Raw genomic sequence first — 23345 nt, 5'->3', positions numbered from 1 at the left:
CATCCTCGCGACCCAAAAGCTGCCGTCATGCTGAACTTGTTTCAGCATCCACCGCGTAACGGGCATGGTCCGGACTCGCGGAGGGCTGGATCCTGAAACGAGTTCAGGATGACGGACGGGTTGGAGAACAGCACTCCGTCGGCGTTACCATGACCCTCCCTGGCCGGCTGCATCAGCACCGCGCAGGGTTGATCAAGGGCTTCACCTCCCGCTACGGCGTCACCCATGATGGGTTCCCGCCCTTACGGGAATGACGGAGATGTACGTGGCTGACCTTGCCGAGATTGAATTGCAGTTGCCGTCGATCGGCCAGGCCGACGCGGCGGAGCTCGAGACGCTCCGTGTCGCGTTGCTCGGCAAGCAGGGCAGCATCACCGCGTTGCTCAAGACGCTCGGCAAAATGTCGCCCGACGAGCGGCTGGTGGAAGGTCCGCGCATCCAGGGCGTGCGCGAGGCGGTGACCACCGCGATCGCCGCCCGCAAGGCCGCGCTCGACCGCGCCGAGCTCGACGCGCGGCTGGCGCGCGAGACGCTCGACATGACGCTCCCCGCCGATGCCGCACCGCTGGGGTCGGTCCATCCGGTCAGCCAGGTGCTCGACGAGATGGCGGAGATCTTCGCCGATCTGGGGTTCGCGGTCGCGACCGGGCCCGAGATCGAGGACCAGTGGCATAATTTCACTGCGCTCAACATGCCCGAGAGCCATCCCGCGCGCGCGATGCACGACACCTTCTATCTGAAGGCGGGCGAGGGCGAAGAGGCCAAGGTGCTGCGCACCCACACCTCGCCGGTGCAGATCCGCACGATGATGGGGCAGGAGCCGCCGATCCGCATCATCGCGCCGGGCCGGGTCTATCGCTCGGACTGGGACGCGACGCACACGCCGATGTTCCACCAGATCGAGGGGCTGGTGATCGACAAGGGGATCACGCTCGGCCATCTCAAATGGACGCTCGAGACCTTCCTCAAGGCGTTCTTTGAGCGCGACGACATCGTGCTGCGGCTGCGCCCGAGCTATTTCCCGTTCACCGAACCTTCGGCCGAGGTCGATGTCGGCTGGACGATGGAAAAGGGCCGCCGCGTGCTTGGCGGGTCCGAGGGCTGGATGGAGTTGCTCGGCAGCGGAATGGTGCACCCCAAGGTGATCGCCGCGTGCGGGCTCGATCCGAACGAGTGGCAGGGCTTCGCCTTCGGGGTCGGGGTCGATCGGCTCGCGATGCTCAAATACGGCATGGATGACCTGCGCCCGTTCTTCGAAGGCGATGCGCGCTGGATCAAGCATTACGGTTTCTCGGCACTCGACGTGCCCACGCTGAGCCAGGGAGTCGGCGCATGAAGGTTACGCTCGACTGGCTCAAGCAGCATATCGACACCGACGCCTCGCTCGACGTCATCGTCGAGACGCTGACGCGGATCGGCCTCGAGGTCGAAGGCGTCGAGAACCCCGGCGCGACGCTCGCCGCGTTCCGCGTTGCCAAGGTGCTGAGCGCCGCGCCGCATCCGCAGGCGGACAAGCTGCAAGTCCTCTCGGTCGATGCTGGCGATGGCCCGCTGCAGGTCGTCTGCGGTGCGCCCAATGCGCGTGCTGGCCTCGTCGGCGTGTTCGGTGCGCCCGGCGCGACGGTGCCGTCGAACGGGATGGTGCTCAAGGTCGCGGCGATCCGCGGGGTCGAATCGAACGGCATGATGTGCTCGACGCGCGAGCTCGAACTCGGCGAGGAGCATGACGGAATCATTGAGCTTCCCGCCGATGCGCCGATCGGGATGGCCTATCCCGATTATGCCGGGCTCAACGACCCGGTGATCGAGGTCAACGTCCTCCCCAACCGCCCGGATTGTATGGGCGTGCGCGGGATCGCGCTCGACCTGGTCGCCGCCGGGCTCGGCACCGCCAAGCCGCTCGCCTACGCCCCGGTTGTGGGCGCGGGCGCAGGCCCCGACGTCCGGACCGACGATACCGAGGGCTGCCCGGCCTTCTACGCGCAGGGCGTCACCGGCCTCGTCAACGGCACCGCGCCCGAATGGATGCGCCGCCGCCTGACCGCGATCGGCCAGCGGTCGATCTCGATGCTGGTCGACATCACCAATTACGTGATGTTCGATCTCGGGCGCCCTCTGCACGTCTATGACCGCGCCAAGCTGTCGGGCGGGCTCGTCGCGCGCAAGGCGGCGGCGGGCGAGCAAGTGCTCGCGCTCAACGGCAAGACCTATACGCTGGCCGAGACGATGACGGTGATCGCGGACGACGCACATGTCCACGACATCGGCGGGATCATGGGCGGCGAGGATTCGGGCGTCACGCCCGAGACCACCGACGTCGTGATCGAATGCGCCTATTTCGACCCGGACTCGATTGCGCGCACCGGGCAGGCGTTGATGCTGACCTCGGACGCACGGTCGCGGTTCGAGCGCGGCGTCGACCCGGCGTTCCTCGAGGAGGGGCTGGCGATCGCGACCCGGCTGGTGCTCGACCTGTGCGGCGGCAGCGCGAGCTTGCCGACGCATGCGGGCACCCCGCCGACGACGCGCAAGCGAATCGCTTATGACACCGCCCGCGCGGAAACGCTCGGTGGCCTCGCGGTTGCGCCGGAACGCCAGCGCGAGATCCTGACCGCGCTCGGCTTCACGGTCGAGGACGACTGGACCGTCCTGCCGCCGCCCGCGCGGCGCGACGTGGATGGCCCGGCCGATCTGGTCGAGGAAGTGATCCGCATCGTCGGGATCGATTCGGTCCCCGCAACCCCGCTGCCGCGTGCAGCGGGTGTGGCAAAGCCGACCGCGACACCGGCACAGAAGATCGAAAGCCGTGTCCGCCGGGCTGCCGCCGCACGGGGGCTCAACGAGACGATCACCTGGAGCTTCCTGTCGGACGCACAGGCGACCGCGATCGGCGGGGCGGCGTGGACGCTCGCCAACCCGATCAGCGAGGAGCTCAAGGTGATGCGTCCGTCGCTGCTCCCGGGGCTGCTGGCGGCGGCGGAGCGCAACATGAAGCGCGGCGCGGGCGGGGTCCGGCTGTTCGAGCTCGGGCGCCGGTATCTCGCCGATGGCGAGCGTCCGACGCTGGGCGTGGTGCTCGCGGGCGAGGCGCGTGCGCGCGGCTGGCAAGACGGCAAGGCGACGCAGTTCACCGCCTATGACGCCAAGGCCGAGGCACTCGCGCTGCTCGCGGCGGCGGGGGCTCCGGTCGACAATCTGCAGGTGATGGGGGAGGCGGGCGACGCCTGGCATCCCGGCCAGTCGGGCACGCTGCGGTTGGGGCCGAAGACGGTGCTCGCGGCGTTCGGCATGGTCCACCCGCTGACGACGCGCGCGTTCGACGTGGATGGCCCGGTCGCGGCGGTCGAGTTGTATCTTGATGCGATCCCCGCCAAGCGCGCGACGAGCTTCGCGCGTGCGGCCTATGCCCCGCCCGCGTTGCAGGCGGTGCGGCGCGACTTCGCGTTCCTCGTCCCCGACAGCGTTTCGGGCGAGGCGCTGGTGCGTGCGGCACGCGGGGCGGACAAGGCGGCGATCGTCGGGGCGCGGGTATTCGACGTGTTCACCGGGACAGGCGTCGAGCCGGGGCACAAGAGCATCGCGGTCGAGGTGACGCTCCAGCCGGGGGACAAGAGCTTCACCGAGGCGGAGCTGAAGGCGGTCGCGGACAAGGTGGTTGCTGCGGCTGGCAAGCTGGGGGCGAGTTTGCGGGGGTAACCTCTTCCGTCACCCCGGGCTTGTCCCGGGGTCCACCGGGGGTTGCGCTTGCCGGCTGCGCGGCGCGGTGGATGCCGGGACGAGCCCGGCATGACGGGGTGGGGGAGGTGATTTTCATACAAGGACAGACCGACATGGCCGACGCTCTCATCACCATCGCCACGCCGCAGCTTTCCGCCGCGATCAACCCGCTCGGCGCGGAACTGACGCACCTGAACGATGCGGAGGGCCGTGAGCTGATGACCAACGCCGACCCAGCCTTCTGGACCGGCCATGCGCCGTTGCTGTTCCCGATCGTCGGGCGGCTCAACGGGGACGTGCTCCACATCGATGGCGCGGAATATCCGATGAACCAGCACGGTTTCGCGCGCCGCAGCGTGTTCACCTTGGTCGAGCACAGCGAGGCGCAGGCGGTGTTCGTGCTGGAGGACAGTGCCGAGAGCCGTGCGGTCTATCCGTTCCCGTTCGCGCTGCGCGTGACCTACACGATCACCGATGCCACACTCGACATTGCGGTGGTGATCGAGAATCGCGGCGGCGACGTGCTCCCGGCGAGCTTCGGCTTCCATCCCGCCTTTGCGTGGCCATTGCCGTACGGTCTCCCCCGCGCCGACCACCGCATCGTCTTCGCCGAGGACGAGCCAGAGCCGCTTCGTGAGCTGGTCGACAGCGCGATCATCCAGCAACTCCGTCCGTCGCCGCTCGACGGCCGTACGCTGGCGTTGAACGATGCGCTGTTTGAACGCGACGCGCTGATCTGGGACCAGCCGCACTCGCGCAGCGTCCGCTATGGCGCGCCGACCGGCCCGCAATTGCGCGTCGATTTCCCGCTCATGCCGATGCTCGGGATCTGGACCAAGCCGGGGGCCGCGTTCGTCTGCATCGAGCCGTGGCACGGCATCGCCGACCCGCAGGGGTTCAGCGGCGATATCCGCGAGAAACCCGGCATCGTCGCGATCGCACCGGGCGCGACGCTGGCCTGTGGGATGCAGGTGACGTTGGAGGCCTGAGGCGCTACAGCGCAGCGATGAATCACACGTCCGACCGCCGCACCTTCGCGATCATCTCCCACCCCGACGCCGGCAAGACCACGCTGACCGAAAAGCTGCTGCTGTTCGGCGGCGCGATCCATCTTGCCGGCGAGGTCAAGGCGCGCGGGCAGAACCGCCGCGCGCGCTCGGACTGGATGAAGATCGAGCAGCAGCGCGGGATCTCGGTGACGTCGTCGGTGATGACGTTCGAGCGGAACGGGCTGACCTTCAACCTGCTCGACACGCCGGGCCACGAGGATTTCTCGGAAGACACGTATCGCACGCTGACCGCGGTCGATTCGGCGGTCATGGTGATCGACGCCGCACGCGGGATCGAGGCGCAGACGCGCAAGCTGTTCGAGGTCTGCCGGTTGCGCTCGGTGCCGATCATCACTTTCGTCAACAAGGTCGATCGCGAGGGGCGTCCGCCGTTCGAGCTGCTCGACGAGATTGCCGAGATGCTTCAGCTCGACGTCACGCCGATGAGCTGGCCGGTCGGCATGGGGAGCGATTTCGAGGGGGTGTACGATCTCCACGCCAACAGCCTGAGCCGGCCCGAGGGGCCGAGCCGCGAGTTCCTCGGCAAGGCGCTGTCGTTCACCGGGCTCGACGACCCCGCGCTCGCCGCCACGCTTAGCCCGGCGGGGCTGCAGTTGCTCCAGGACGAGTCCGAGCTCGCGCTCGGCGGCTACGGCGCGTTCGACGTCGAGGCGTATCGCGGCGGCGACCAGACCCCGGTCTATTTCGGCTCGGCGCTCAAGGAGTTCGGGGTCGCCGAACTGATCGACGCGCTCGGCCGCCACGCGCCCGGCCCGCGCCCGCAGCCGGCCGAGCCCGCCGAGGTGCTGCCCGACCGCGCCGACGTCACGGGCTTCGTGTTCAAGGTGCAGGCGAACATGGACCCTAACCACCGCGACCGGATCGCGTTCATGCGGCTCTGCTCGGGCACCTTCAAGCGCGGCATGAAGCTGACCCCGACCGGCCACGGCAAGCCGATCGCGATCCACTCGCCGATCCTGTTCTTCGCGCGCGAGCGTGAACTGGCGGACGAGGCGTTTCCGGGCGACATCATCGGCATCCCCAACCACGGGACGCTGCGGGTGGGCGATACGCTGTCCGAGCGGGCGGACGTGCGCTTCACCGGCCTGCCCAACTTCGCGCCCGAAATCCTGCGCCGCGTCGCGCTCAAGGATCCGACCAAGACCAAGCAGTTGCGCAAGGCGCTCGATGACATGGCCGAGGAGGGTGTGACGCAGGTTTTCTACCCCGAGATCGGGTCGAACTGGATCATCGGGGTGGTCGGTCAGCTCCAGCTCGAGGTGCTGCTGTCGCGGCTCGAGGCGGAATATAAGGTCGACGCCGGGCTGGAGATGGCGCCATACGATACCGCGCGCTGGGTCTCGGCGGCGGATCCGGCGGATCTCAAGGCGTTCATGGACCTCAACCGCACGTCGATGGCGAAGGATCGCGACAACAACCCGGTGTATATGGCGAAGACCGCGTGGGACGTCGGCTATGTCGCGGATCGTTACCCCAAGGTCACCTTCGCGGCGACACGCGAGCGCTGAGCACCCTCTTCCCGTTCGCTCGAAACGAATGGGGGGTATTCCAGCCTGCGTTCCGACTCCCCCGTTCGGGCTGAGCGAAGTCGAAGCCCCCAGCGGAACGCAAGGGCCTTCGACTTCGCTCAGGCCGAACGGATGAGGTGTAGCCGCGCCAAGTCCTAGGCCGCGGCGTCCTGTTCCAGCGCCTCGACCAGCGCCTCACGAACAGCGAGGATCGCGCCATAGCTTGCGGGCGGAAGCGGCGTCGCGGGAGAGCGCCTGCGGTCCGCCATCAACGCCTGTTGCACGCCCCGGATGGTGTAGCCCTCATCGTTGAGCATCCGTGCGATCCGCTGGACGAGAACGACGTCCTCAGGCCGGTAATAGCGCCGGTTTCCCGCGCGCTGGAGCGGGCGCAGCTGCGGAAAGCGGGTTTCCCAATAGCGCAGGATATGCTGCGGCAAGCCCGTCTCTTTCGACAGTTCTCCGATCGTGCGAAAGGCCCCCTCGGCCTTGCCGGGGATCGTCGGCGGCGTTGCCATGATGTGTCTCAGTCCGCGCTGACGATGCGGTCGCGCATCATCTGGCTTGCCCGGAACGTCAGGACGCGACGCGGCGCGATCGGCACTTCGACCCCGGTCTTGGGATTGCGCCCGATCCGTTCGCCCTTGTCGCGCAGAACGAAAGTCCCGAAGCCCGAGATCTTGACGTTGTCCCCCTTCGCGAGGGCCCCGCACATGTGCGACAGAATTTGTTCGACGAGGCGCGACGAATCTGCGCGCGACAAGCCGACTTGATGATGAAGAGCCTCGGCCAGATCGGCCCGTGTCAACGTTCCTGCAGGCGCCATTCCGGTTTCCCTCCCCAAGCGGCAAGACGTTGGTCTAACACACAGAAGGCACGAACGGAAAGGGCTAGTTACAGTACCGTAACAAGGTTAATCTCAAAAACGGACCACTGCAGCGCCCCAGGTGAACCCGCCGCCCATCGCCTCGAGCACGATCAGGTCGCCGCGCTTGATCCGGCCGTCCTTCACCGCGGTGTCGAGCGCGAGCGGAACCGAGGCAGCGGACGTGTTCGCATGCTGGTCGACCGTGACGATCACCTTCTCGGGCGGAAGGCCCAGCTTGCGCGCGGTGGCATCCAGGATGCGCGCGTTCGCCTGGTGCGGGACGACCCAGTCGACGTCCTCGGCGGAAAGGCCACTTGCGGCGAGCGTCTCCGTCATCACGCTCGCGAGGTTGACGACCGCGTGGCGGAAGACTTCGCGACCCTTCATCCGGACCTTGCCGACAGTGCCCGTGGTGGAGGGGCCGCCATCGACGTAGAGCAGCTCGTTGTGGCGACCGTCGGCATGCAGGCGTGTCGAGAGAATCCCGCGCCCCGCATTGCCGCTGTCGTTATTTTCCTGCCCTTCCAGAATGATAGCACCCGCGCCATCGCCGAACAGGACGCAGGTGGTGCGGTCCTCCCAGTCGAGAATGCGGCTGAACGTCTCGGACCCGATCACCAGCGCGCGGCGTGCAGACCCCGCGCGGATCATGCTGTCGGCGACCTGCACCGCATAGAGGAAGCCCGAGCAAACCGCCGCCACGTCGAAGGCGACGCAATCGTTGATGCCCAGGCTCGCCTGCACCTTGGTCGCGCTCGACGGGAACGTCTGGTCGGGCGTCGCGGTCGCGAGCACGATCAGGTCGATGTCCTGCGCGGACAGGCCGGCCGAACCCAAGGCAGCGCGGCACGCATCGGCAGCGAGCGTCGCGGTGGTTTCGTCGGGGGAAGCGATATGACGGAAGCGGATCCCGGTCCGCTCGACGATCCATTCGTCCGAGGTGTCGACGGTCTCGGCAAGCTCGGCATTCGAGACGCGCCGTGCGGGGAGCGCCGATCCGGTGCCGACGATGACCGATCGAATCATGCTGCTTTCGCCTCGAATTCACGCAAGTCCTCGGCGATTCGCCGAGTCAGGTCATCGCGCACCATTTTTGCCGCCGCCGCGATCGCGGTTGCGACGCCAATCTCGTTTGCGCTGCCATGGCTTTTGACGACGAGCCCGTTGAGCCCGAGGAAGACCGCGCCATTGTGGTTGTTGGGGTCCAGATGATGCCGCAACAGGTCGGTCGCGGGCTTGGAGATCAGGAACCCGATTTTCGACCGGACCGACGAACGGAACGCGCGCTTGAGCAGGTCCGCGACAAAGCGCGCGGTGCCCTCGGCGGTCTTGAGCGCGATATTGCCCGAGAAACCGTCGCAGACGATCACGTCGACATCGCCGCGCGACAGTTTGTCGCCCTCGATAAAGCCGGTGAAGTCGAGCGGGAGGTGCGACGCATGTCGCAACGCGTGCGCGGCGTCGCGTATCACGTCGGTGCCCTTCTGGTCCTCGCTGCCGATGTTGAGCAACGCGACGCGTGGGCGCGCGAGATCGAGCGAGGTGCGGGCATAGGCTGCCCCCATCACCGCGAATTGAATGAGGTTGCGCGCATCGCACTCGGTGTTGGCACCGAGATCGAGCACGACCGTGTCATTGTCGCCAAGCGTCGGCATCAACCCGGCGAGTGCGGGCCGATCGATCCCGGGGATCATCCGCAGCGACAGCTTCGCCATCGCCATCATCGCGCCGGTGTTGCCCGCGGAGACGCAAGCAGCGGCACGCCCCTGCTTCACCATGTCGATCGCGATCCCCATCGACGTCTTCTTGGACCGACGAATCGCCTGAGTCGGCTTTTCACTCGATCCGACGACCTCGGGGGCGTGGACGATCTCGCTGCAGGCGCTCAGGGCCGGATGCTGCTTGAGTTCGGCTGCGATCGCCGACTCGTCACCGACGAGAAGGAAGCGCATGTCCTCATATTTACGACACGCGCGTGCGACACCGGCGAGCATGACCGCCAGTCCCTCGTCGCCACCCATCGCATCGACGGCGATTCGGGAGCTGTTCGTCACGCTGGCCGCTCCCTGAATACGCGCATTGAGCACCCGCTCGATCGCACGAGCCGCCGCCGATCCGTCGGGATCAGCCTTCGACCGAGAGGATCTCGCGGCCGTTATAGTGGCCGCACGACCCGCACAGGTTGTGCGGACGCTTCAGTTCGCCACAGTTCGGGCATTCCTGGAACGACGCAACGGTGAGCGAATCGTGTGAACGACGCATGCCGCGCTTGGACGGCGTGGTTTTTCTTTTGGGGACGGCCATTTCGGCGAAACCTTATACTTGTCTGAACCGGTGCGATAAGCCCGAACCCGTTGCGACGCAATCGACGCAAGGTCGACCGCGAAAGCGGCACGGGTGGCCAGACATCTCGCGAAGATGGCGGGCTATAGCGATTCTTCGCGGCGTTGCAAGCTTTGCGCGCTCGTGCGACGGACCGGGCCTGATACAGAAGGGGAGAGTGCGATGGTTTCGGGATCCGACATGACGATCACGCTGGTGACCGCGGGCGCGGCGGCGATCATCAATTTGTGGCTGGCGGCACGCGTTGGAGCGGCGCGCGGCAAGGCGAAGGTGTTTATTGGCGACGGCGGCGACGAGCGGCTGATCCGCCAGATGCGCGCACAGGCCAATTTCGTCGAATATGCGCCGTTCATCCTGATCCTGCTTGCGCTGATCGAGTTCACCGCGGGCAGCTCGTGGTGGCTGTGGAGCGCGAGCGCGCTGTTCCTGGTCGCGCGCGTCGCGCATCCGCTGGGGATGGACGGCTGGGGTTTCGGGCGGATGGCGGGGACGCTGATCACCTTCCTGCTGCTGCTCGGGCTGGGCGGCTATGCAATCGTGATGCCGTTGATCGGACATCCGACGGCGAGCGTTGTCGCACCGAGCGTCGCGCCGGCGGGGTGACGTTCTTCCGCCTTCGCCATGCCGGGCTTGGTCCGGCATGGCGCGGGAGGACGGGCGGCTTCTAGTCCGCGAGCGCCGAGTCGCTGACGAACATGTTGGTCGCGCGCTCGTGCGCGAAGGTGCTGGCCGGGCCGTGGCCGGGGAGGAACGTCGTGTCGTCCCCGAGCGGCCACAGCTTCGTGACGATCGACTCGATCAGCTGGGGGTGATTCCCGCGCGGGAAATCGGTCCGGCCGACCGAGCCTGCGAACAGCACGTCGCCGACGATCGCCAGCTTCGACGGTGCGTGGTGGAAGATGACGTGGCCGGGCGTGTGCCCGGGCGTCTCGTAGACATCGAGCACGAGATCGCCGACCGTTACCGTATCGCCTTCGACCAGCCAGCGGTCCGGCTCGAAATTGACCCCCGGGATGCCATATTGCGCGCCGCTCTCGGACAGCGTGGAGGTAAGGAAGCGGTCTTCCTCGTGCGGGCCCTCGATCTGTACGCCGAGCTCGTCGGCAAGCGGCTTGGCCTCCCCGCAATGGTCGATGTGGCCGTGCGTCAGGATGATCTTCTCGATCGTCACGCCATGCTGGGCCGCCGCCTCGCGCAGCCGGGGCAGGTCGCCACCCGGATCGACGAACGCGCCGCGCATCGTGGCGGTGCACCAGAGCAGCGTGCAATTCTGCTGGAGCGGGGTGACGGGGAGGATCGCGGCGCGGAGGGGCGGGGTGCTCATGCCCGACTCGATACGGCGGCGCGGCTTTTGCGGCAAGCTTCACCGGGTTTAGGGTTGCCCCCAAGGCAACAAGCGAGGCATTTGCCGGGGGACGATGCTGAGCCAACAGACCCCTCCCTTCATCCTGCTCGACGACGCGCAGGACGGCGGCGCACCGGCGCGGCTCTATACCGATCCGCTAAGGATCGTGCAGGCGCGCACGGTCGACGAGATCGACGCGGTGCTGGCGGCGGTACGCGCGGCGCGCGCAGATGGGCTCCATGCGGTCGGCTTCCTCACATATGAGGCGGCTGCCGCGTTCGAACCCGCGCTCGACTCGCCCCCCACGACCGGCCAGCCGCTCGCGTGGTTCGGCTTATTTGCGACCTATCGCGAAATCGCGCCCGAAGCGGTCGCGGCGTTGCTGCCCGATCCGGCGGGGGCCTGGAATGGCGCGCCCGAGCCGGCCATAACGCCGGAGACTTATCACGCGCAGTTTGCCGCAGTCCGCGAAGAGATCGTCGCGGGCGGGCTGTATCAGGCGAACCTGACCTATCGCGCCACGCTGCCGGTGTGCGGTGATCCGTTGTCGCTTTATGCCCGGTTGCGCGGCAGTGCGCGCGCGGGGTTCGGCGCGCTGATCGATACCGGCGCGGAGACGATCCTGTCGCTGTCACCAGAGCTGTTCTTCGCGCTCGACGGCGACCGGCTGACGTGTCGCCCGATGAAGGGCACGGCGCGCCGGGGAGCGACGCCCGCCGCCGATGCGGCGGCGATCGCGGCGCTGCGCGACGACCCGAAGCAGCGCGCGGAAAATCTGATGATCGTCGACCTGATGCGCAACGATCTCGCGCGAGTCGCGCGCGCCGGCTCGGTCGCGGTGCCGACGCTGTTCGCAGTGGAAAGCTACCCGACGGTCCACCAGATGGTGTCGACCGTGACCGCGGAACTCGCGCCCGGGCAGGACGCGGTCGACGTGCTCGCCGCGCTGTTCCCGTGCGGGTCGATCACCGGCGCGCCCAAGATCGCCGCGATGCGCGCGATCCAGGGTATCGAGGATGGCCCACGCGGGCTCTACACCGGGGCGGTCGTGCGGCTCGATGCGAACGGCGACGCGATCGCCAATGTCGCGATCCGCACGTTGGTGTGGCCCCACGGCGCGGAGCAAGCGACGATCGGCGCGGGCGGCGGGATCGTCGCCGACTCCGACCCGGCGGCGGAATGGGACGAGGCGCGCGCCAAGCTCGCGTTCCTGACGCACGGGGTTCGCCGGTTCGACCTGATCGAGACGATGGCGTTCGACCCCGAGGAGGGGCTGCTGCTGCTCGACCGGCATCTCCGCCGGATCGCGGCGAGCGCGGCCGCGCTCGGGTTCGCGTTCGACCGGCACAGCGCGCGCAACGAATTGCAGGCGGCGACCTTCCGGCTGCGCGTCGCGTCGCGGGTGCGGCTGATGCTCGCGCCGAGCGGCGCGGTGGCGATCGAGGTCGCCGCATTGCCCGCAACGCCCGCCGAACCCGTCGCGGTGGCAATCGTCCCGCTCCCGGTCGCGCCCGCCGATTTCCGATTGCGCCACAAGACGACCGACCGTGCCTTCTACGATTCCGCGCGAGTCGCATCCGGGTGTTTCGAGGTGCTGTTCGAACGCGCGGACGGCCGGCTGACCGAAGGGAGCTTCACCGCGCTGTTCGTGCCGCGCGGCGATGTGCTGGTGACGCCGCCGCTGCCCGACGGGTTGCTCCCGGGGGTATTGCGCACCGAGCTGCTCGCGACCGGTCGCGCGGTCGAGGGTGTGCTGACCGCGGACGACCTCGCGCACGAATTTTTCATCGGCAATGCAGTGCGCGGTCTGATTCGTGCGCGACGAACGGTTGCGACGACGCCACCGCCACGATAAGCGCACGCCCGACCGTTCGTCATTTAGGCCTTTGCTATGCACCCCTCCGCCGCGCTCAACCGGATCAAGCCATCGCCGACGCTGGCAATCACGTCGCGCGTGCAGGAATTGAAGCGCGCGGGCGTCGACGTGATCGGCCTGGGCGCGGGCGAACCCGATTTCGATACCCCCGATTTCGTCAAGGAAGCCGCGATCAAGGCGATCCGCGACGGCCAGACCAAATATACCAACGTCGATGGCACGCCCGAGCTGAAGGCGGCGATCGCCGCCAAGTTCACGCGCGACAATGGCCTGACCTATGCGGCGGACCAGATCAGCGTGAACGTCGGCGGGAAGCACACCCTGTTCAACGCGATCGTCGCGACCGTCGAAGCGGGCGACGAGGTGATCGTCCCCGCGCCCTATTGGGTCAGCTATCCCGACGTCGTGCTGTTCGCAGGCGGCACGCCCGTGTTCGTCGCGGCCGGCCCCGCGCAGGGCTACAAGCTGCTCCCCGAGCAGCTCGAGGCGGCGATCACGCCCCGGACCAAGTGGGTGATCCTCAACTCGCCGTCCAACCCGACGGGCGCGGCCTATACCGCCGCCGAACTCAAGGCGCTTGGCGACGTGCTTGAGCGGCATCCGCATGTGTGGATCTTCTCAGACGATATGTACGAGCACATCCTGTACGACGGCTTCGAATTCGCGACGATCGCGCAGGTCTGCCCGTCGCTGTACGAGCGCACGCTGACGGTGAACGGTTGCTCCAAGGCCTATGCGATGACCGGGTGGCGGATCGGCTTCGCAGGGGGTGCGTCGTGGCTGATCAAGGCAATGGCCAAGCTCCAGTCGCAATCGACCAGCAACCCCTGCTCGATCGCGCAGGCGGCGGCGGTGGCGGCGCTCAACGGTGACCAGTCGTTTCTGAAAGAGCGCGCGGCGGCGTTCCAGGTGCGGCGCGATCTGGTGGTCGGGATGCTCAACGATGCCGAAGGGATTACCTGCCCCAAGCCCGATGGTGCGTTCTACGTCTATCCGGAGTTCTCCGCGCTGATCGGCAAGTCGACCTCGTCGGGCAAGCTGATCGACAGCGACGAGGCGATGGTCGCCTATCTGCTCGACGATGCGAAGGTCGCGGCGGTGCAGGGCGCGGCGTTCGGCCTGTCGCCCGCGATGCGGATCTCCTATGCGACTTCGGACGCGCTGCTGAAATCGGCATGCGAGCGGATCCACGCGGCATGCGCGGCGCTTCGATGAACCGTATCCGAAACGATCGTTCAGCTTTTGGCAACGCTGCGTTTGCGATTTGGCTCTTGTCGCGGTGCAGCATCAGGACGATCTGACCGCTACGTTTTCCGGCGTTCCTGCCGGCGACGAAGAGGTAAGACGATGCGCCGCATCCTGAAGTCCGATTTCATCTGGCAGTTCGTTGGCGGTTTCGCGCTGGGCGCGGTTGCGCTCGTCACGTTGCACCCGGTCGAGGGCGCGCATGCCGCGATGCGGACCGAGGTTGCGGCGACGCGCTGAGGCGCGTTCGCGGTTGCGGGAGCTTGCTGGCTTCGTACCCGCCCACACTTACCGTCATTCCCGCGAAGGCGGGAATCCATTGATACTAGCGGCCCGTAAGACGGGCACATTCAGCCAGTATGGATCCCGCGTCTGCGGGGATGACGGTTTGGGGGGAGGCACACCCCCCCGCGACCTACCCCTCCAGACTCTTCGACGCCTGTTCGAACATGTCCTTCGACAGCCCCGGCGTCGCGACGATCCGCTCCAGCTCCGCGCGCATCAGCCCGGCACGCGCCGTATCGAACCGCCGCCAACGCCCGAGCGGGGGGATCAGCTTGGCCGCGGTCTGCGGGTTGAGCTTGTCGAGCGCGATCAACTGGTCCGCCAGGAAGCGATACCCCGCCCCCGATGCCGCATTGAACGCACGCTGGTTCACCCCGAACGCCCCGATCAGCGCGCGCGCGCGGTTCGGGTTGGACAAGGTGAAGTCGCGATGCCGCGACAGCGCCTCGACCGCCGCGCCGGTATCGTCGCGCGGGGCCATCGCTTGGACCGAGAACCATTTGTCTAGCACCAGCGCATTGTCGCTGTAGCGATTGTAGAAGATGTCGAGTGCGGGCTCGCGCTGCGGGGCTTCGCCGCCGACCAACGTGGTGAGCGCGCTCTGCCGGTCGGTCATGTTGTCCGCCGCTTCGAACTGCGCGAACGCGAGATCGCCCGCGTCCGACGCGCCCGATGCCGCGATATAGCCGAGCGCGACCGCCTTGAGCCGGCGCTGGCCCTTCGCGTCGGGCGAGTAGATATAACCGCCGGCGGTGTTGGCGCGGGCGCGATCGTAGGCCGACCGCCATTCACTCTCCAGCGCACGTCCGATGTCGCGGCGGAGCGACTCGCGCGCGCGGAAGATCGCCTCGGGGTCGACGATCGCAAGCTGGTCGCCGATGAAGCTCTCCGACGGGAGCAGCACCGCCTCGGCGATGAACGCCGAGTCGAGCTTCGCGTCGGCAAGCGTGCCCTTGATCGCGGCCACCACCGCCGCATGATCCGCACGGCCCTGCGACGCACCCTCGACGAGCGTGTCGAGCATCAACTGCTGCAATGCCTCATACCGCGCGAACGGATCGTCGTCGTGCGCGCCGAGGAAGGCGAGGTCTTCGGCACTCCGGTCGGTCGCGATGATCGCGGGCGCGGAGAAGCCGCGGTTGATCGACAGCACGGGCCGCTCGGTGACCGTCTCGAACACGATCGTCTGCTCGGCATCGGTTAGCAGGATCGTCTGTTCGTCGGTCAGCGCGTGGCCGGTCTCCGCGCCAAACAGCTTGATCTTGAGCGGGAGGACGACCGGTAGCTTGTCCGACTGGCCCGGCGTCGGCGGGGTGCGCTGCGTCAGCACCAGTTCCGCGCGCGCCGAGCCCAGATGGTGCGTCAGCGACGCGGTGACGCGTGGCGTGCCCGCCTGGCCGTACCAGCGGCGGAATTGCGCAAGGTCGACCCCGCTCGCGTCCTCGAGGCTCGCGACGAAGTCCTCGCAGGTCGCGGCGGTCCCGTCGAACCGGTCGAAATACAGGTCGGTGCCTGCACGGAAGCGGTCCGGGCCGAGGATCGTGGCCAGCATCCGGATGATCTCGGCACCCTTGTTGTAGATGGTCGCGGTGTAGAAGTTCGAGATTTCCTGATAAGCATTCGGCCGGATCGGGTGCGCGAGCGGCCCGGCATCCTCGGGGAATTGTGCGGCGCGCAGGCCCCGCACGTCCTCGATCCGCTTGACCGCGGCGGAGCCCTGGTCGGCGGAGAAGGTCTGGTCGCGGTAGACCGTGAAGCCTTCCTTCAGCGAGAGCTGGAACCAGTCGCGGCAGGTGACTCGGTTGCCCGACCAGTTGTGAAAATATTCGTGCGCAACGACCGCGGCGATCGCGTCGTAATCGTAATCGGTCGCGGTGTCGGGGTCCGCCAGGATGTAGCGGCTGTTGAAGATGTTGAGCCCCTTGTTCTCCATCGCGCCGAAGTTGAAATCGTCGACCGCGACGATGTTGAACACGTCGAGGTCATATTCGCGGCCATAGGTCCGCTCGTCCCACGCCATTGAAGTCTTGAGCGCGTCGAGCGCGTGGTGCGTGCGCTCTAGATCCGCCGCGCGGACCCAGATGCCGAGCTCGACCGTCCGGCCCGAGGCGGTGACGAACGTGCCGCGATTGACCGCGAGATCGCCCGCGACCAGCGCGAACAGGTAGCACGGCTTGGGGAAGGGATCGTTCCACTCCGCCCAATGCCGCCCGTCGCCCGCATCGCCCTGCGCGACCGGGTCGCCATTCGCGAGCAGTACCGGATAGCGCGCCTTGTCCGCGGTCATCCGCACCGTGTAGCGGCTGAGCACGTCGGGCCGGTCGGGGAAGAAGGTGATGCGGCGGAAGCCTTCCGCCTCGCACTGAGTGCAGAGGTTCCCGCCCGAGGCATAGAGCCCCATCAGCTGCGTGTTGCGATCGGGCGCGATCTCGACTTCGGTCTCGATGACGTGCGCCGAGCCCGTCAGGTGGAGCAGCAGCGCGCCGTCCTCGATCACCCAGTCGTTGACCTGCGCACCGTCGACCTTGACCGACAGCAGCGTCTGCCCTTCGCCGTCGAGCCGCAGCGGGCGATCATGCGCGTCGGTGCGGAGCACGTGGAGCGTTGCCTTCACCCGCGTCTTCGCCGGATCGAGATCGAAATCCAGCGCGATTTCCGGAACCTGCCAGTCGGGCGCGGTATAATCCGCGCGGCGGGTGACGTGCGGCTGGGCGAGGCTGGTCTGGATATCGAGCATGTCCCGAGATGTAAGGGGGGCATGCGCGCGGTGCCACCGAAATCGGTTTTGCCGGTCATGGCGCTTGTCTCGCCTCGCGGCGCTGCTACCCGAGGGCGATGCGTAGCTCCGTCCTCACCGCGCTGGCGGCCCTTTCCCTGACCACGACGTCTTTCGCGCAGACGCCGCCCGTCTTGCCCGACGATCAGGCGCAGATGAAGGCGCATGTGCTGTTCCTGGCGTCCGATGCGCTGCGCGGGCGCGAGGCGGCGAGCCCCGAATATCGGATTGCGGCGGAATATGTCGCGGCGCAGTTCTCCGCGGCGGGGCTGGCACCCGCGGGCGATGCCGGCGGGTATCTCCAGAAGGTGCCGCTCGTCGCGTTCCACCCCGCGGACCACGGCGACGTGGTGCTGACGCGCCCCGGCACCGCACCGCAGCCATTTGTCTTTGCCGAGGATTACACGCCGGGGGCAATTGCCGGCGCGGCGCGGACGACGCTCGATGCGCCGGTCGTGTTCGTCGGGCACGGGCTGGTCGCGCCGCGCTACAAGCGCGACGATTATGCCGGGGTCGATGTGCGCGGCAAGGTCGTCGCGCTCTTCGCCGGTGCGCCCGCAAGTTTCCAGAGCGAGGAACGTGCGCATTTCCAGAGCCCCGCGACCAAGGCGGCGATCGCGGCGGCGCATGGCGCGGTCGGCGTGATCGTCCTGTCGCGCGGCACCCTGCCGCCCGGCGGCGGCGGGTGGGACCGTGCCCGCACGACCTGGGCGCGGCCCGACGGGACCGGCGAGATGCAGGGCGCGCCGATGCTCGCAACGCTCAGCGCAGGCGGCGCGGCCAAGCTGTTCGCGGGTGCGCGGACGCCGTGGAAGATGATCCTCGCCAAGGCGAGCGACGGCGAAGCGCGCTTCACCGCCGAAGCGCTCGGCACGAACCTCGCGGTGGCGATCCGCACCGCGTTCGAGCCGGGCACGAGCGCGAATGTCGCTGGGATGATCCGCGGCAGCGACCCCGCGCTCGGCAAGGAAGTCGTCGTGCTGTCGGCGCATCTCGACCATCTCGGCGTCAAGGCGGAGGGGACGGGCGACCTGATCTACAATGGCGCGGAGGACAATGCGGTCGGGATCGCCGCGCTGATCGAGGAGGCGAAACGCTTCAAGGCGTCGGGCAAGCCGCCGCGCCGCTCGGTCCTGTTCCTCGCGGTGACCGCCGAGGAGAAGGGGCTGGTCGGCTCGGACTATTTCGCGCGGCACCCGACCGTGCCGATCCGGAGCATCGTCGCCGACGTCAATCTCGACATGCCGATCCTGTCCTATCCGTTCGAGGACATGACCGTGTTCGGCGCGGATCGCTCGACGCTCGGGCCGATCGTGGCGAAGGCGGTCGGGACGCTGGGGGTGACGATGTCGCCCGATCCCGATCCCGCGCAGGGGATCTTCGTGCGGTCGGACCATTATCGTTTCGTCCAGCAGGGCGTGCCCTCGGTGTTCCTGTGGCCGGGCCAGAAGGGGCCGGGCAAGGCCGCAACCGCGGAGTTCTTCGCGAAGCGGTATCACCAGGTCTCGGACGATCTGGCGCAACCGATCGACTGGGCGCAGGGGATCCGCTTCGTGAATGCGAACTACGCGATCGCGCGCGAGATCGCCGATGGCGACGCGCGGCCGCGGTGGAACAAGGGCGATTTCTTCGGGCTGCTCTATGGGGGGTATGGCGCGAAGTGGAGCTGGCACCTCGCCTTCACTTTTCCGGCGAAGGCCGGGGTCCAGTAGCGATGGCCGCAGGAACATGACCGTCCGTCTGGCCGTTCGTAGGCGCGCGGTAGCCCGCGTCCAACATCTGTTTCACACCTGGGCCCCGGCCTTCGCCGGGGGGGCAAAGGTAAAAGTAGGGCAAGGACTATCATGCGCCTGTTGATCTTCGGCCTCGGCTACACCGCGCAACACCTCGCGGATCGGTTGCGCGAGGACGGCTGGCGCGTCACCGGCACCAGCCGCGACGGGCGCGGCGGAACGATCCGCTTCGATGACACGGACGCGGTGCGCCGCGAGATCGCGGTGGCGACCCACGTGCTCTCCTCGGTTCCGCCAGCGAACGAGGCCGACCCCGTCCTCGCCACTTATGGCGCGGACCTCGCGCGGCTGGGCGGGTGGCGCGGCTATCTGTCGTCGACCGGCGTCTATGGCGACGCGAACGGCGCATGGGTCGATGAAACCACCCCGACCGGTACCGGCCGCCGCAGCGCGCGCGCAGAGGCGGATGCGGCATGGCTCGCGTCGGGGGCGCATGTCTTCCGGCTGCCGGGCATCTACGGCCCCGGGCGCTCGCCGCTCGACCGCGTCGCGAGCGGCGCGGCGCACCGGATCGAGTCTCCGGGGCAGGTGTTCAGCCGCTGCCATGTCGAGGACATCGTCTCGGGGGTGATCGCGGGGATGAACGGCCCGGCGGGCGCGTACAACCTCTCCGACGATCTGCCCGCGAGCCAGAACGACGTTGTCGACTTCGCCGCACGCCTGCTCGGGATGGCCTCGCCACCATTCGTCGCACTCGAGACGCTGTCGCCGATGGCGCAAGGGTTTTATGCGGAGAACCGCCGCGTCGCCAACGGCAAGGCGAAGCGCGTGTTGTACTGGACCCCGCGCTACCCCGATTACCGCGCGGGTCTGCGCGCCCTCAAGGCGATGACCAGCCCGCCGACGACCAGCGCCGCACCTGCCCCCGCGAGCGTCGACCAGCGATAGCCCTCGAACAGCGTCGACAACAGCATCGCGATGACGGGGACGAGGACGCCCGAATAAGCCGCCTTCGCCGGACCGATCACGCGCAATACGCCGTAATAGAGCGGGAAGGCGACCGCCGAGGCGAACACGCCAAGGTACAATGTTGCCGCGACATAGCCGAACGTCGGCTCGAACACCGGCGGGCCGGTGGTGATCCAGGCGAACGCGCCGTCGAACAAGGCGCCGAGGACCATCGCCACCGCGAGCATCGGGATCATCGGATAGCCGCGCGCGGTCTGCGTGCCCTGCATCACATTGGCGGTGGAGGCAGAGAAGATCGCGAGCACGGTAAACCCGATTCCGATTAGCACCTGCGTCGGGCCATGCGGATCGACCCGCATCTCGCGGACGAACAGCAGCGTCACCCCCGCCATCGCGACCCCCATCCCGATTACCAATTGCCGCCCGAGCTTCTGCCCGAGGAAGATCCGCCCGAACACCGCGTTCGGGAGCAGCATCAGCGCGAACACCACCGCCACCAACCCGGAGGTGATGTGCATCTCGGCACGATAGACGAAGTTGAAATTGAGGCAGAACTGGCTGAGCCCAAGCAGGATCGCGAACCGCCAGCCGCACGCATCGAGCCGCAGTTTCTCGCGCCGCGCAAGCGCATAGCCCGCCATCACGGTGCCCGCGATCAGGAAGCGGTACGTCACCGACCAGCTTGCGGGCACGACGCCCAATTGCCCGCGGATGACCAGCCAGGTCGATCCCCAGATCAGCGTCACGATCCCGAACGGGATCAGGATCGCGAGCTGGCTCGAGCGGGGTGGCCAGGCGCCGGGGGGCGCGGAACTCAAAGCGCCGCGATCGCGTCGGCGAGCGGGCGGATGTCCTCCGGCTTCTGGTCCCACGAAACGACCAGACGTGCCTCGCCGGGGCCCCAGTCGTAGAAGTCGAACCCGAGCGCGCGCAGTTTTGCGGCTTCCTCCGTGGTCACGCGGATGAACACCTCGTTCGCCTCGGTCGGATGGATCAGGCGATCGCCCGCGCCCTGCGCCAGCAGCGCCGCGCCCGCATTGGCGTTGCGCGCGAGATCGAGCCACAGATTGCCCTCGAGCATCGCGAGCAACTGCGCGGCGAGATAGCGACCCTTGCACAGCAGCATCCCGGCGCGCTTGCGGCGGTACAGCGTCGCGTCGGCGAGGTCGGTGTCGAAGAACACCAAAGCCTCCGCGTTCATTCCGCCGTTCTTGATAAACCCGAAGCTGAGCGCGGTGACGCCCGCGCGCCACGTCATGTCGGCAAGCGAGCAATCGGACGACGCGATCGCATTGGCAAACCGCGCACCGTCCATGTGCAGCCCGAGCTTGCGCGACTTGGCGAGATCGCCGATCGCGGCGACGTCGGCGGGCGAATAGACCCGGCCATATTCGGTCGCGTTGGTGATCGAGATCGCGTGCGGCTGCGTCTGGTGGACGTCGTAGCGGGTGGCGTCGAGGACCGCGCTGATCGTCTCGGGCGTCAACTTCGCGCCGTCGCCTTCGGCGAGGAACAGCTTGGCACCATGGGTGTAGAATTCGGGTGCGCCGCATTCGTCGTTCTGTATATGCGCGTCGCGGTGGCAGATGATGCTCCCGTGCGGCGGGCACATCGCGGCGAGCGCGAGGCAGTTGGCGGCAGTGCCCGAGGGCACCCACAAGGCACGGACCGGCGTCTCGAACACTTCGGAGAAGCGCGCGTCGAGCTGTTTGCTCCAACGATCGCCGTCATAGGCGGTGTCGAGGGTGTTCGCATCGGCCATGGCGGCGAACAGGGCGGGGTGCACCGGGGCGGCGTTATCGGAGAAGAAGCGCATGGGTCGTGCCTACGCGCGCGGTCGCGGGGGCGTCAACCGAAGGGAGGAGGGGCAAGGCGCGCTTCCTTCTGTAACGAACGCTTCCCCGGCGAAGGCCAAGGCCCCGGAGCGATGGTCGAGGTAACTGCGCGCAGTCGCCAGCAATCTTATGTTCCTCTACTGGGCCCGGGCCTTCGCCGGGGAAGCGGTAGGTTGGAAAGTTAGCGCAGCTTTTCCAGCAGTGCGGTCGCTGCCGCGGTCTCCGCTTCCTGCTTCGAGCTGCCCTCCGCCTCGGCCTCTGCAAACCCGCCCAACGCGACCTTCACGCGAAAGCGTGGCGCGTGATGTGGGCCCGACCGCTCCATCACCTCATAGATCGGCGCCTTGCGGTTGTTCGCCGCCGCCCATTCCTGCAGGCCGGATTTGGGATGCTGCGGTGCGGCCAGTTGCCGGCTCGCGCGGTCGCCCCAGCAGGTACGGACCGCATGGCGCGCGCCCTCGAGCCCCGCTTCGAGATAGACCGCGCCGATCAGCGCTTCCATCACGTCGCCCAGCACATTGTCGCTGTCCGACGCGCCGTCGTCGCGCGCCTGCTTGCCGAGCTTGAGATACGGCACGACCCCGATCGACCGCGCGACATCGGCGCAGATCGCCCCCGTCACCAGCGCGTTCAGCCGTTTCGACAAAGCACCTTCAGGCTCCTTCGGGAACAGCTCGAACAGCCATTCCGCCATCACCAGCCCGAGCACCCGGTCTCCCAGAAACTCAAGCCGCTCGTAATTCGCCGCCGCCTGGCTACCATGCGTCAGCGCGCGTTCGAACGATGCGAGATCGACCGGACGATGCCCGAAGGCGTCGGCAACCCAATCCTGCAACGAAACGGTCAAAAACCTTCCCCGATCCGCGACCAGCGCGCCGCGCTGAACCACGTCCACGGGAGCAGCCAGCTCGCCGAACCATCGGTCGAGAAGAACGACACGACCGCCTTGCCCTCGATCCGCTCCATCGGGACGAACCCCATGCCCTGCGGCGGATCGAACCGGCTGTCGCCACTGTCGTCGCGGTTGTCGCCCATCACGAAGACGTTGCCGGCGGGGACCTTGTAGACCGCGGTATCGTCCGCACTCGGCATCTCGCCGCGGTCGAGCACCGCGTAGCTCTTGCCGTTGGGGAGCGTCTCGCGGAACTGGCGGTAGCGGCAGATCGGCTTGCCCGCCGCATCGGCATCCTCGAACTCGGCCGGGCATTCGGTCCCGCCCGGATAATTGGGCGAGAGCGGGATCGTGAAATCGGGCATCCGCACCTTGGGGATCGCCTTGTCGTTTAGGAACACCTGGCCGCCGCGCATCTGGACGGTGTCGCCGGGCAGGCCGATCACGCGCTTGATCACGTCATGGTCCTCGCCCGGAGGTCCGCGGAACACGACGACGTCGCCGCGAGCCGGATCCCGCCCGAGGACCCGGCCGGGAATCAGCGGCAGCCCCCACGGGAGCGACCAGCGCGAATAACCGTAGTTCCATTTCGACACGAACAGGTAATCGCCGACGTACAGTCGCGGCAGCATCGACTGCGACGGGATACTGAACGGCGCGAAGATGAAGCTGCGGAACACGAAAACGACGATCGCGAGCTTCAGGAAGAAGCTCAGCGTCTCGCGCGTCTCGGATTTGGCCGCGCGCGCGCGGGTTTTGCCGATCGGGGCGGGGGAGGGTTGGGTATCGGCCATGCGGCGCGGTTTGCGGGGGACGGAGCGCGTCGTCAAGCTGGCGGTTGTAACTGGGTGACGCTAGGGCGATCTACACCGGGATTCGACCA

Annotated in this window: 21 protein-coding genes; 10 read left to right on the top strand and 11 right to left on the bottom strand. The window is 67.6% G+C overall.

From position 1 onward, the window contains the following. The first annotated feature begins 259 nt into the window (after positions 1 to 259). The 4 genes from pheS (at position 260) to RH91_RS02975 (ending at position 6295) form a co-directional block, all read left to right on the top strand. On the top strand, positions 260 to 1336 hold the full coding sequence (pheS, locus tag RH91_RS02990; protein WP_232283396.1) for a phenylalanine--tRNA ligase subunit alpha: 1077 nt from the start codon (positions 260 to 262) through the stop codon (positions 1334 to 1336). Continuing rightward, complete coding sequence (gene pheT / locus RH91_RS02985; protein WP_010161042.1) at positions 1333 to 3696, top strand: phenylalanine--tRNA ligase subunit beta; 2364 nt, start codon at positions 1333 to 1335, stop codon at positions 3694 to 3696. Before pheS ends, pheT begins: the two co-directional genes overlap by 4 nt. Positions 3697 to 3830: 134 nt before the next feature. Beyond that, the gene (locus RH91_RS02980) at positions 3831 to 4706 is read left to right on the top strand and encodes an aldose 1-epimerase family protein (RefSeq protein ID WP_010161040.1); all 876 of its coding nucleotides are present in this window, start codon (positions 3831 to 3833) and stop codon (positions 4704 to 4706) included. Between the two features lie 17 nt (positions 4707 to 4723). Then, a complete protein-coding gene (locus RH91_RS02975) occupies positions 4724 to 6295 on the top strand; it encodes a peptide chain release factor 3 (protein ID WP_010161039.1) in 1572 nt (523 codons plus the stop codon). A gap of 155 nt (positions 6296 to 6450) precedes the next feature. On the opposite strand, the gene RH91_RS02970 is transcribed toward RH91_RS02975, so the two are convergent. The 5 genes from RH91_RS02970 to rpmF all read right to left on the bottom strand — a co-directional run bounded on the left by RH91_RS02970 (position 6451) and on the right by rpmF (position 9467). Further along, positions 6451 to 6813, bottom strand: a complete 363-nt coding sequence (locus RH91_RS02970) for a MerR family transcriptional regulator (RefSeq protein ID WP_010161038.1) — start codon at positions 6811 to 6813, stop codon at positions 6451 to 6453. An 8-nt stretch (positions 6814 to 6821) separates the two neighbouring features. After that, entirely contained in the window at positions 6822 to 7121 is a 300-nt protein-coding gene (locus RH91_RS02965; RefSeq protein ID WP_026046385.1) for an integration host factor subunit alpha, read from the bottom strand. A 93-nt stretch (positions 7122 to 7214) separates the two neighbouring features. Next, positions 7215 to 8189 carry a beta-ketoacyl-ACP synthase III gene (locus RH91_RS02960; RefSeq protein WP_010161036.1) on the bottom strand — a complete coding sequence of 325 codons (975 nt, stop codon included), beginning with the start codon at positions 8187 to 8189 and terminating at the stop codon, positions 7215 to 7217. After that, positions 8186 to 9217: a phosphate acyltransferase PlsX gene (gene plsX / locus RH91_RS02955; protein ID WP_026046386.1), complete on the bottom strand. Its 1032-nt coding sequence runs from the start codon at positions 9215 to 9217 to the stop codon at positions 8186 to 8188. The genes RH91_RS02960 and plsX overlap by 4 nt, the downstream gene beginning before the upstream one ends. 70 nt (positions 9218 to 9287) lie before the next feature. Beyond that, positions 9288 to 9467, bottom strand: a complete 180-nt coding sequence (gene rpmF / locus RH91_RS02950; protein ID WP_010161033.1) for a 50S ribosomal protein L32 — start codon at positions 9465 to 9467, stop codon at positions 9288 to 9290. A 219-nt stretch (positions 9468 to 9686) separates the two neighbouring features. On the opposite strand from rpmF, the gene RH91_RS02945 reads away from it, so the two are divergent. After that, a complete protein-coding gene (locus tag RH91_RS02945) occupies positions 9687 to 10109 on the top strand; it encodes an MAPEG family protein (RefSeq protein WP_010161032.1) in 423 nt (140 codons plus the stop codon). 61 nt (positions 10110 to 10170) lie between these two features. Here RH91_RS02945 and RH91_RS02940 read toward each other — a convergent pair whose 3' ends face one another. After that, on the bottom strand, positions 10171 to 10830 hold the full coding sequence (locus RH91_RS02940) for an MBL fold metallo-hydrolase (protein ID WP_010161031.1): 660 nt from the start codon (positions 10828 to 10830) through the stop codon (positions 10171 to 10173). A gap of 94 nt (positions 10831 to 10924) precedes the next feature. Between RH91_RS02940 and pabB the strand changes: the two genes are divergently transcribed. The 3 genes from pabB to RH91_RS22785 all read left to right on the top strand — a co-directional run bounded on the left by pabB (position 10925) and on the right by RH91_RS22785 (position 14212). Further along, entirely contained in the window at positions 10925 to 12706 is a 1782-nt protein-coding gene (gene pabB, locus RH91_RS02935; RefSeq protein ID WP_010161030.1) for an aminodeoxychorismate synthase component I, read from the top strand. A 36-nt stretch (positions 12707 to 12742) separates the two neighbouring features. Next, a complete protein-coding gene (locus RH91_RS02930; protein WP_010161029.1) occupies positions 12743 to 13942 on the top strand; it encodes a pyridoxal phosphate-dependent aminotransferase in 1200 nt (399 codons plus the stop codon). Between the two features lie 132 nt (positions 13943 to 14074). Then, the gene (locus RH91_RS22785; protein WP_170318333.1) at positions 14075 to 14212 is read left to right on the top strand and encodes a hypothetical protein; all 138 of its coding nucleotides are present in this window, start codon (positions 14075 to 14077) and stop codon (positions 14210 to 14212) included. 175 nt (positions 14213 to 14387) lie between these two features. On the opposite strand, the gene pepN is transcribed toward RH91_RS22785, so the two are convergent. Further along, on the bottom strand, positions 14388 to 16994 hold the full coding sequence (gene pepN / locus RH91_RS02925; protein ID WP_010161028.1) for an aminopeptidase N: 2607 nt from the start codon (positions 16992 to 16994) through the stop codon (positions 14388 to 14390). Positions 16995 to 17092: 98 nt separating this feature from the next. Between pepN and RH91_RS02920 the strand changes: the two genes are divergently transcribed. Both RH91_RS02920 and RH91_RS02915 read left to right on the top strand, forming a co-directional pair. After that, a complete protein-coding gene (locus RH91_RS02920) occupies positions 17093 to 18745 on the top strand; it encodes a M28 family peptidase (protein ID WP_010161027.1) in 1653 nt (550 codons plus the stop codon). A 132-nt stretch (positions 18746 to 18877) separates the two neighbouring features. Beyond that, a complete protein-coding gene (locus tag RH91_RS02915; protein ID WP_010161026.1) occupies positions 18878 to 19714 on the top strand; it encodes an SDR family oxidoreductase in 837 nt (278 codons plus the stop codon). Here the strand turns inward: RH91_RS02915 and RH91_RS02910 are convergent. From RH91_RS02910 to lepB, 4 genes are all read right to left on the bottom strand, one after another. Next, positions 19624 to 20553 (bottom strand): DMT family transporter, encoded by a 930-nt coding sequence (locus RH91_RS02910; protein WP_010161024.1) that lies wholly within the window; start codon positions 20551 to 20553, stop codon positions 19624 to 19626. The two genes, RH91_RS02915 and RH91_RS02910, sit on opposite strands and share 91 nt — an antisense overlap. Then, positions 20550 to 21551, bottom strand: a complete 1002-nt coding sequence (locus RH91_RS02905; RefSeq protein ID WP_010161023.1) for a threonine aldolase family protein — start codon at positions 21549 to 21551, stop codon at positions 20550 to 20552. The genes RH91_RS02910 and RH91_RS02905 overlap by 4 nt, the downstream gene beginning before the upstream one ends. Positions 21552 to 21751: 200 nt before the next feature. After that, positions 21752 to 22417, bottom strand: a complete 666-nt coding sequence (gene rnc / locus RH91_RS02900) for a ribonuclease III (protein WP_010161022.1) — start codon at positions 22415 to 22417, stop codon at positions 21752 to 21754. Further along, positions 22414 to 23256: a signal peptidase I gene (lepB, locus tag RH91_RS02895; RefSeq protein WP_010161021.1), complete on the bottom strand. Its 843-nt coding sequence runs from the start codon at positions 23254 to 23256 to the stop codon at positions 22414 to 22416. The genes rnc and lepB overlap by 4 nt, the downstream gene beginning before the upstream one ends. Positions 23257 to 23345 lie beyond the last annotated feature (89 nt).

Origin of the sequence: Sphingomonas sp. PAMC 26617 (genome assembly GCF_000242835.1) — a bacterium.
Lineage (GTDB): Bacteria > Pseudomonadota > Alphaproteobacteria > Sphingomonadales > Sphingomonadaceae > Sphingomonas.
This window is presented reverse-complemented; position numbering and strand designations above follow the sequence as displayed.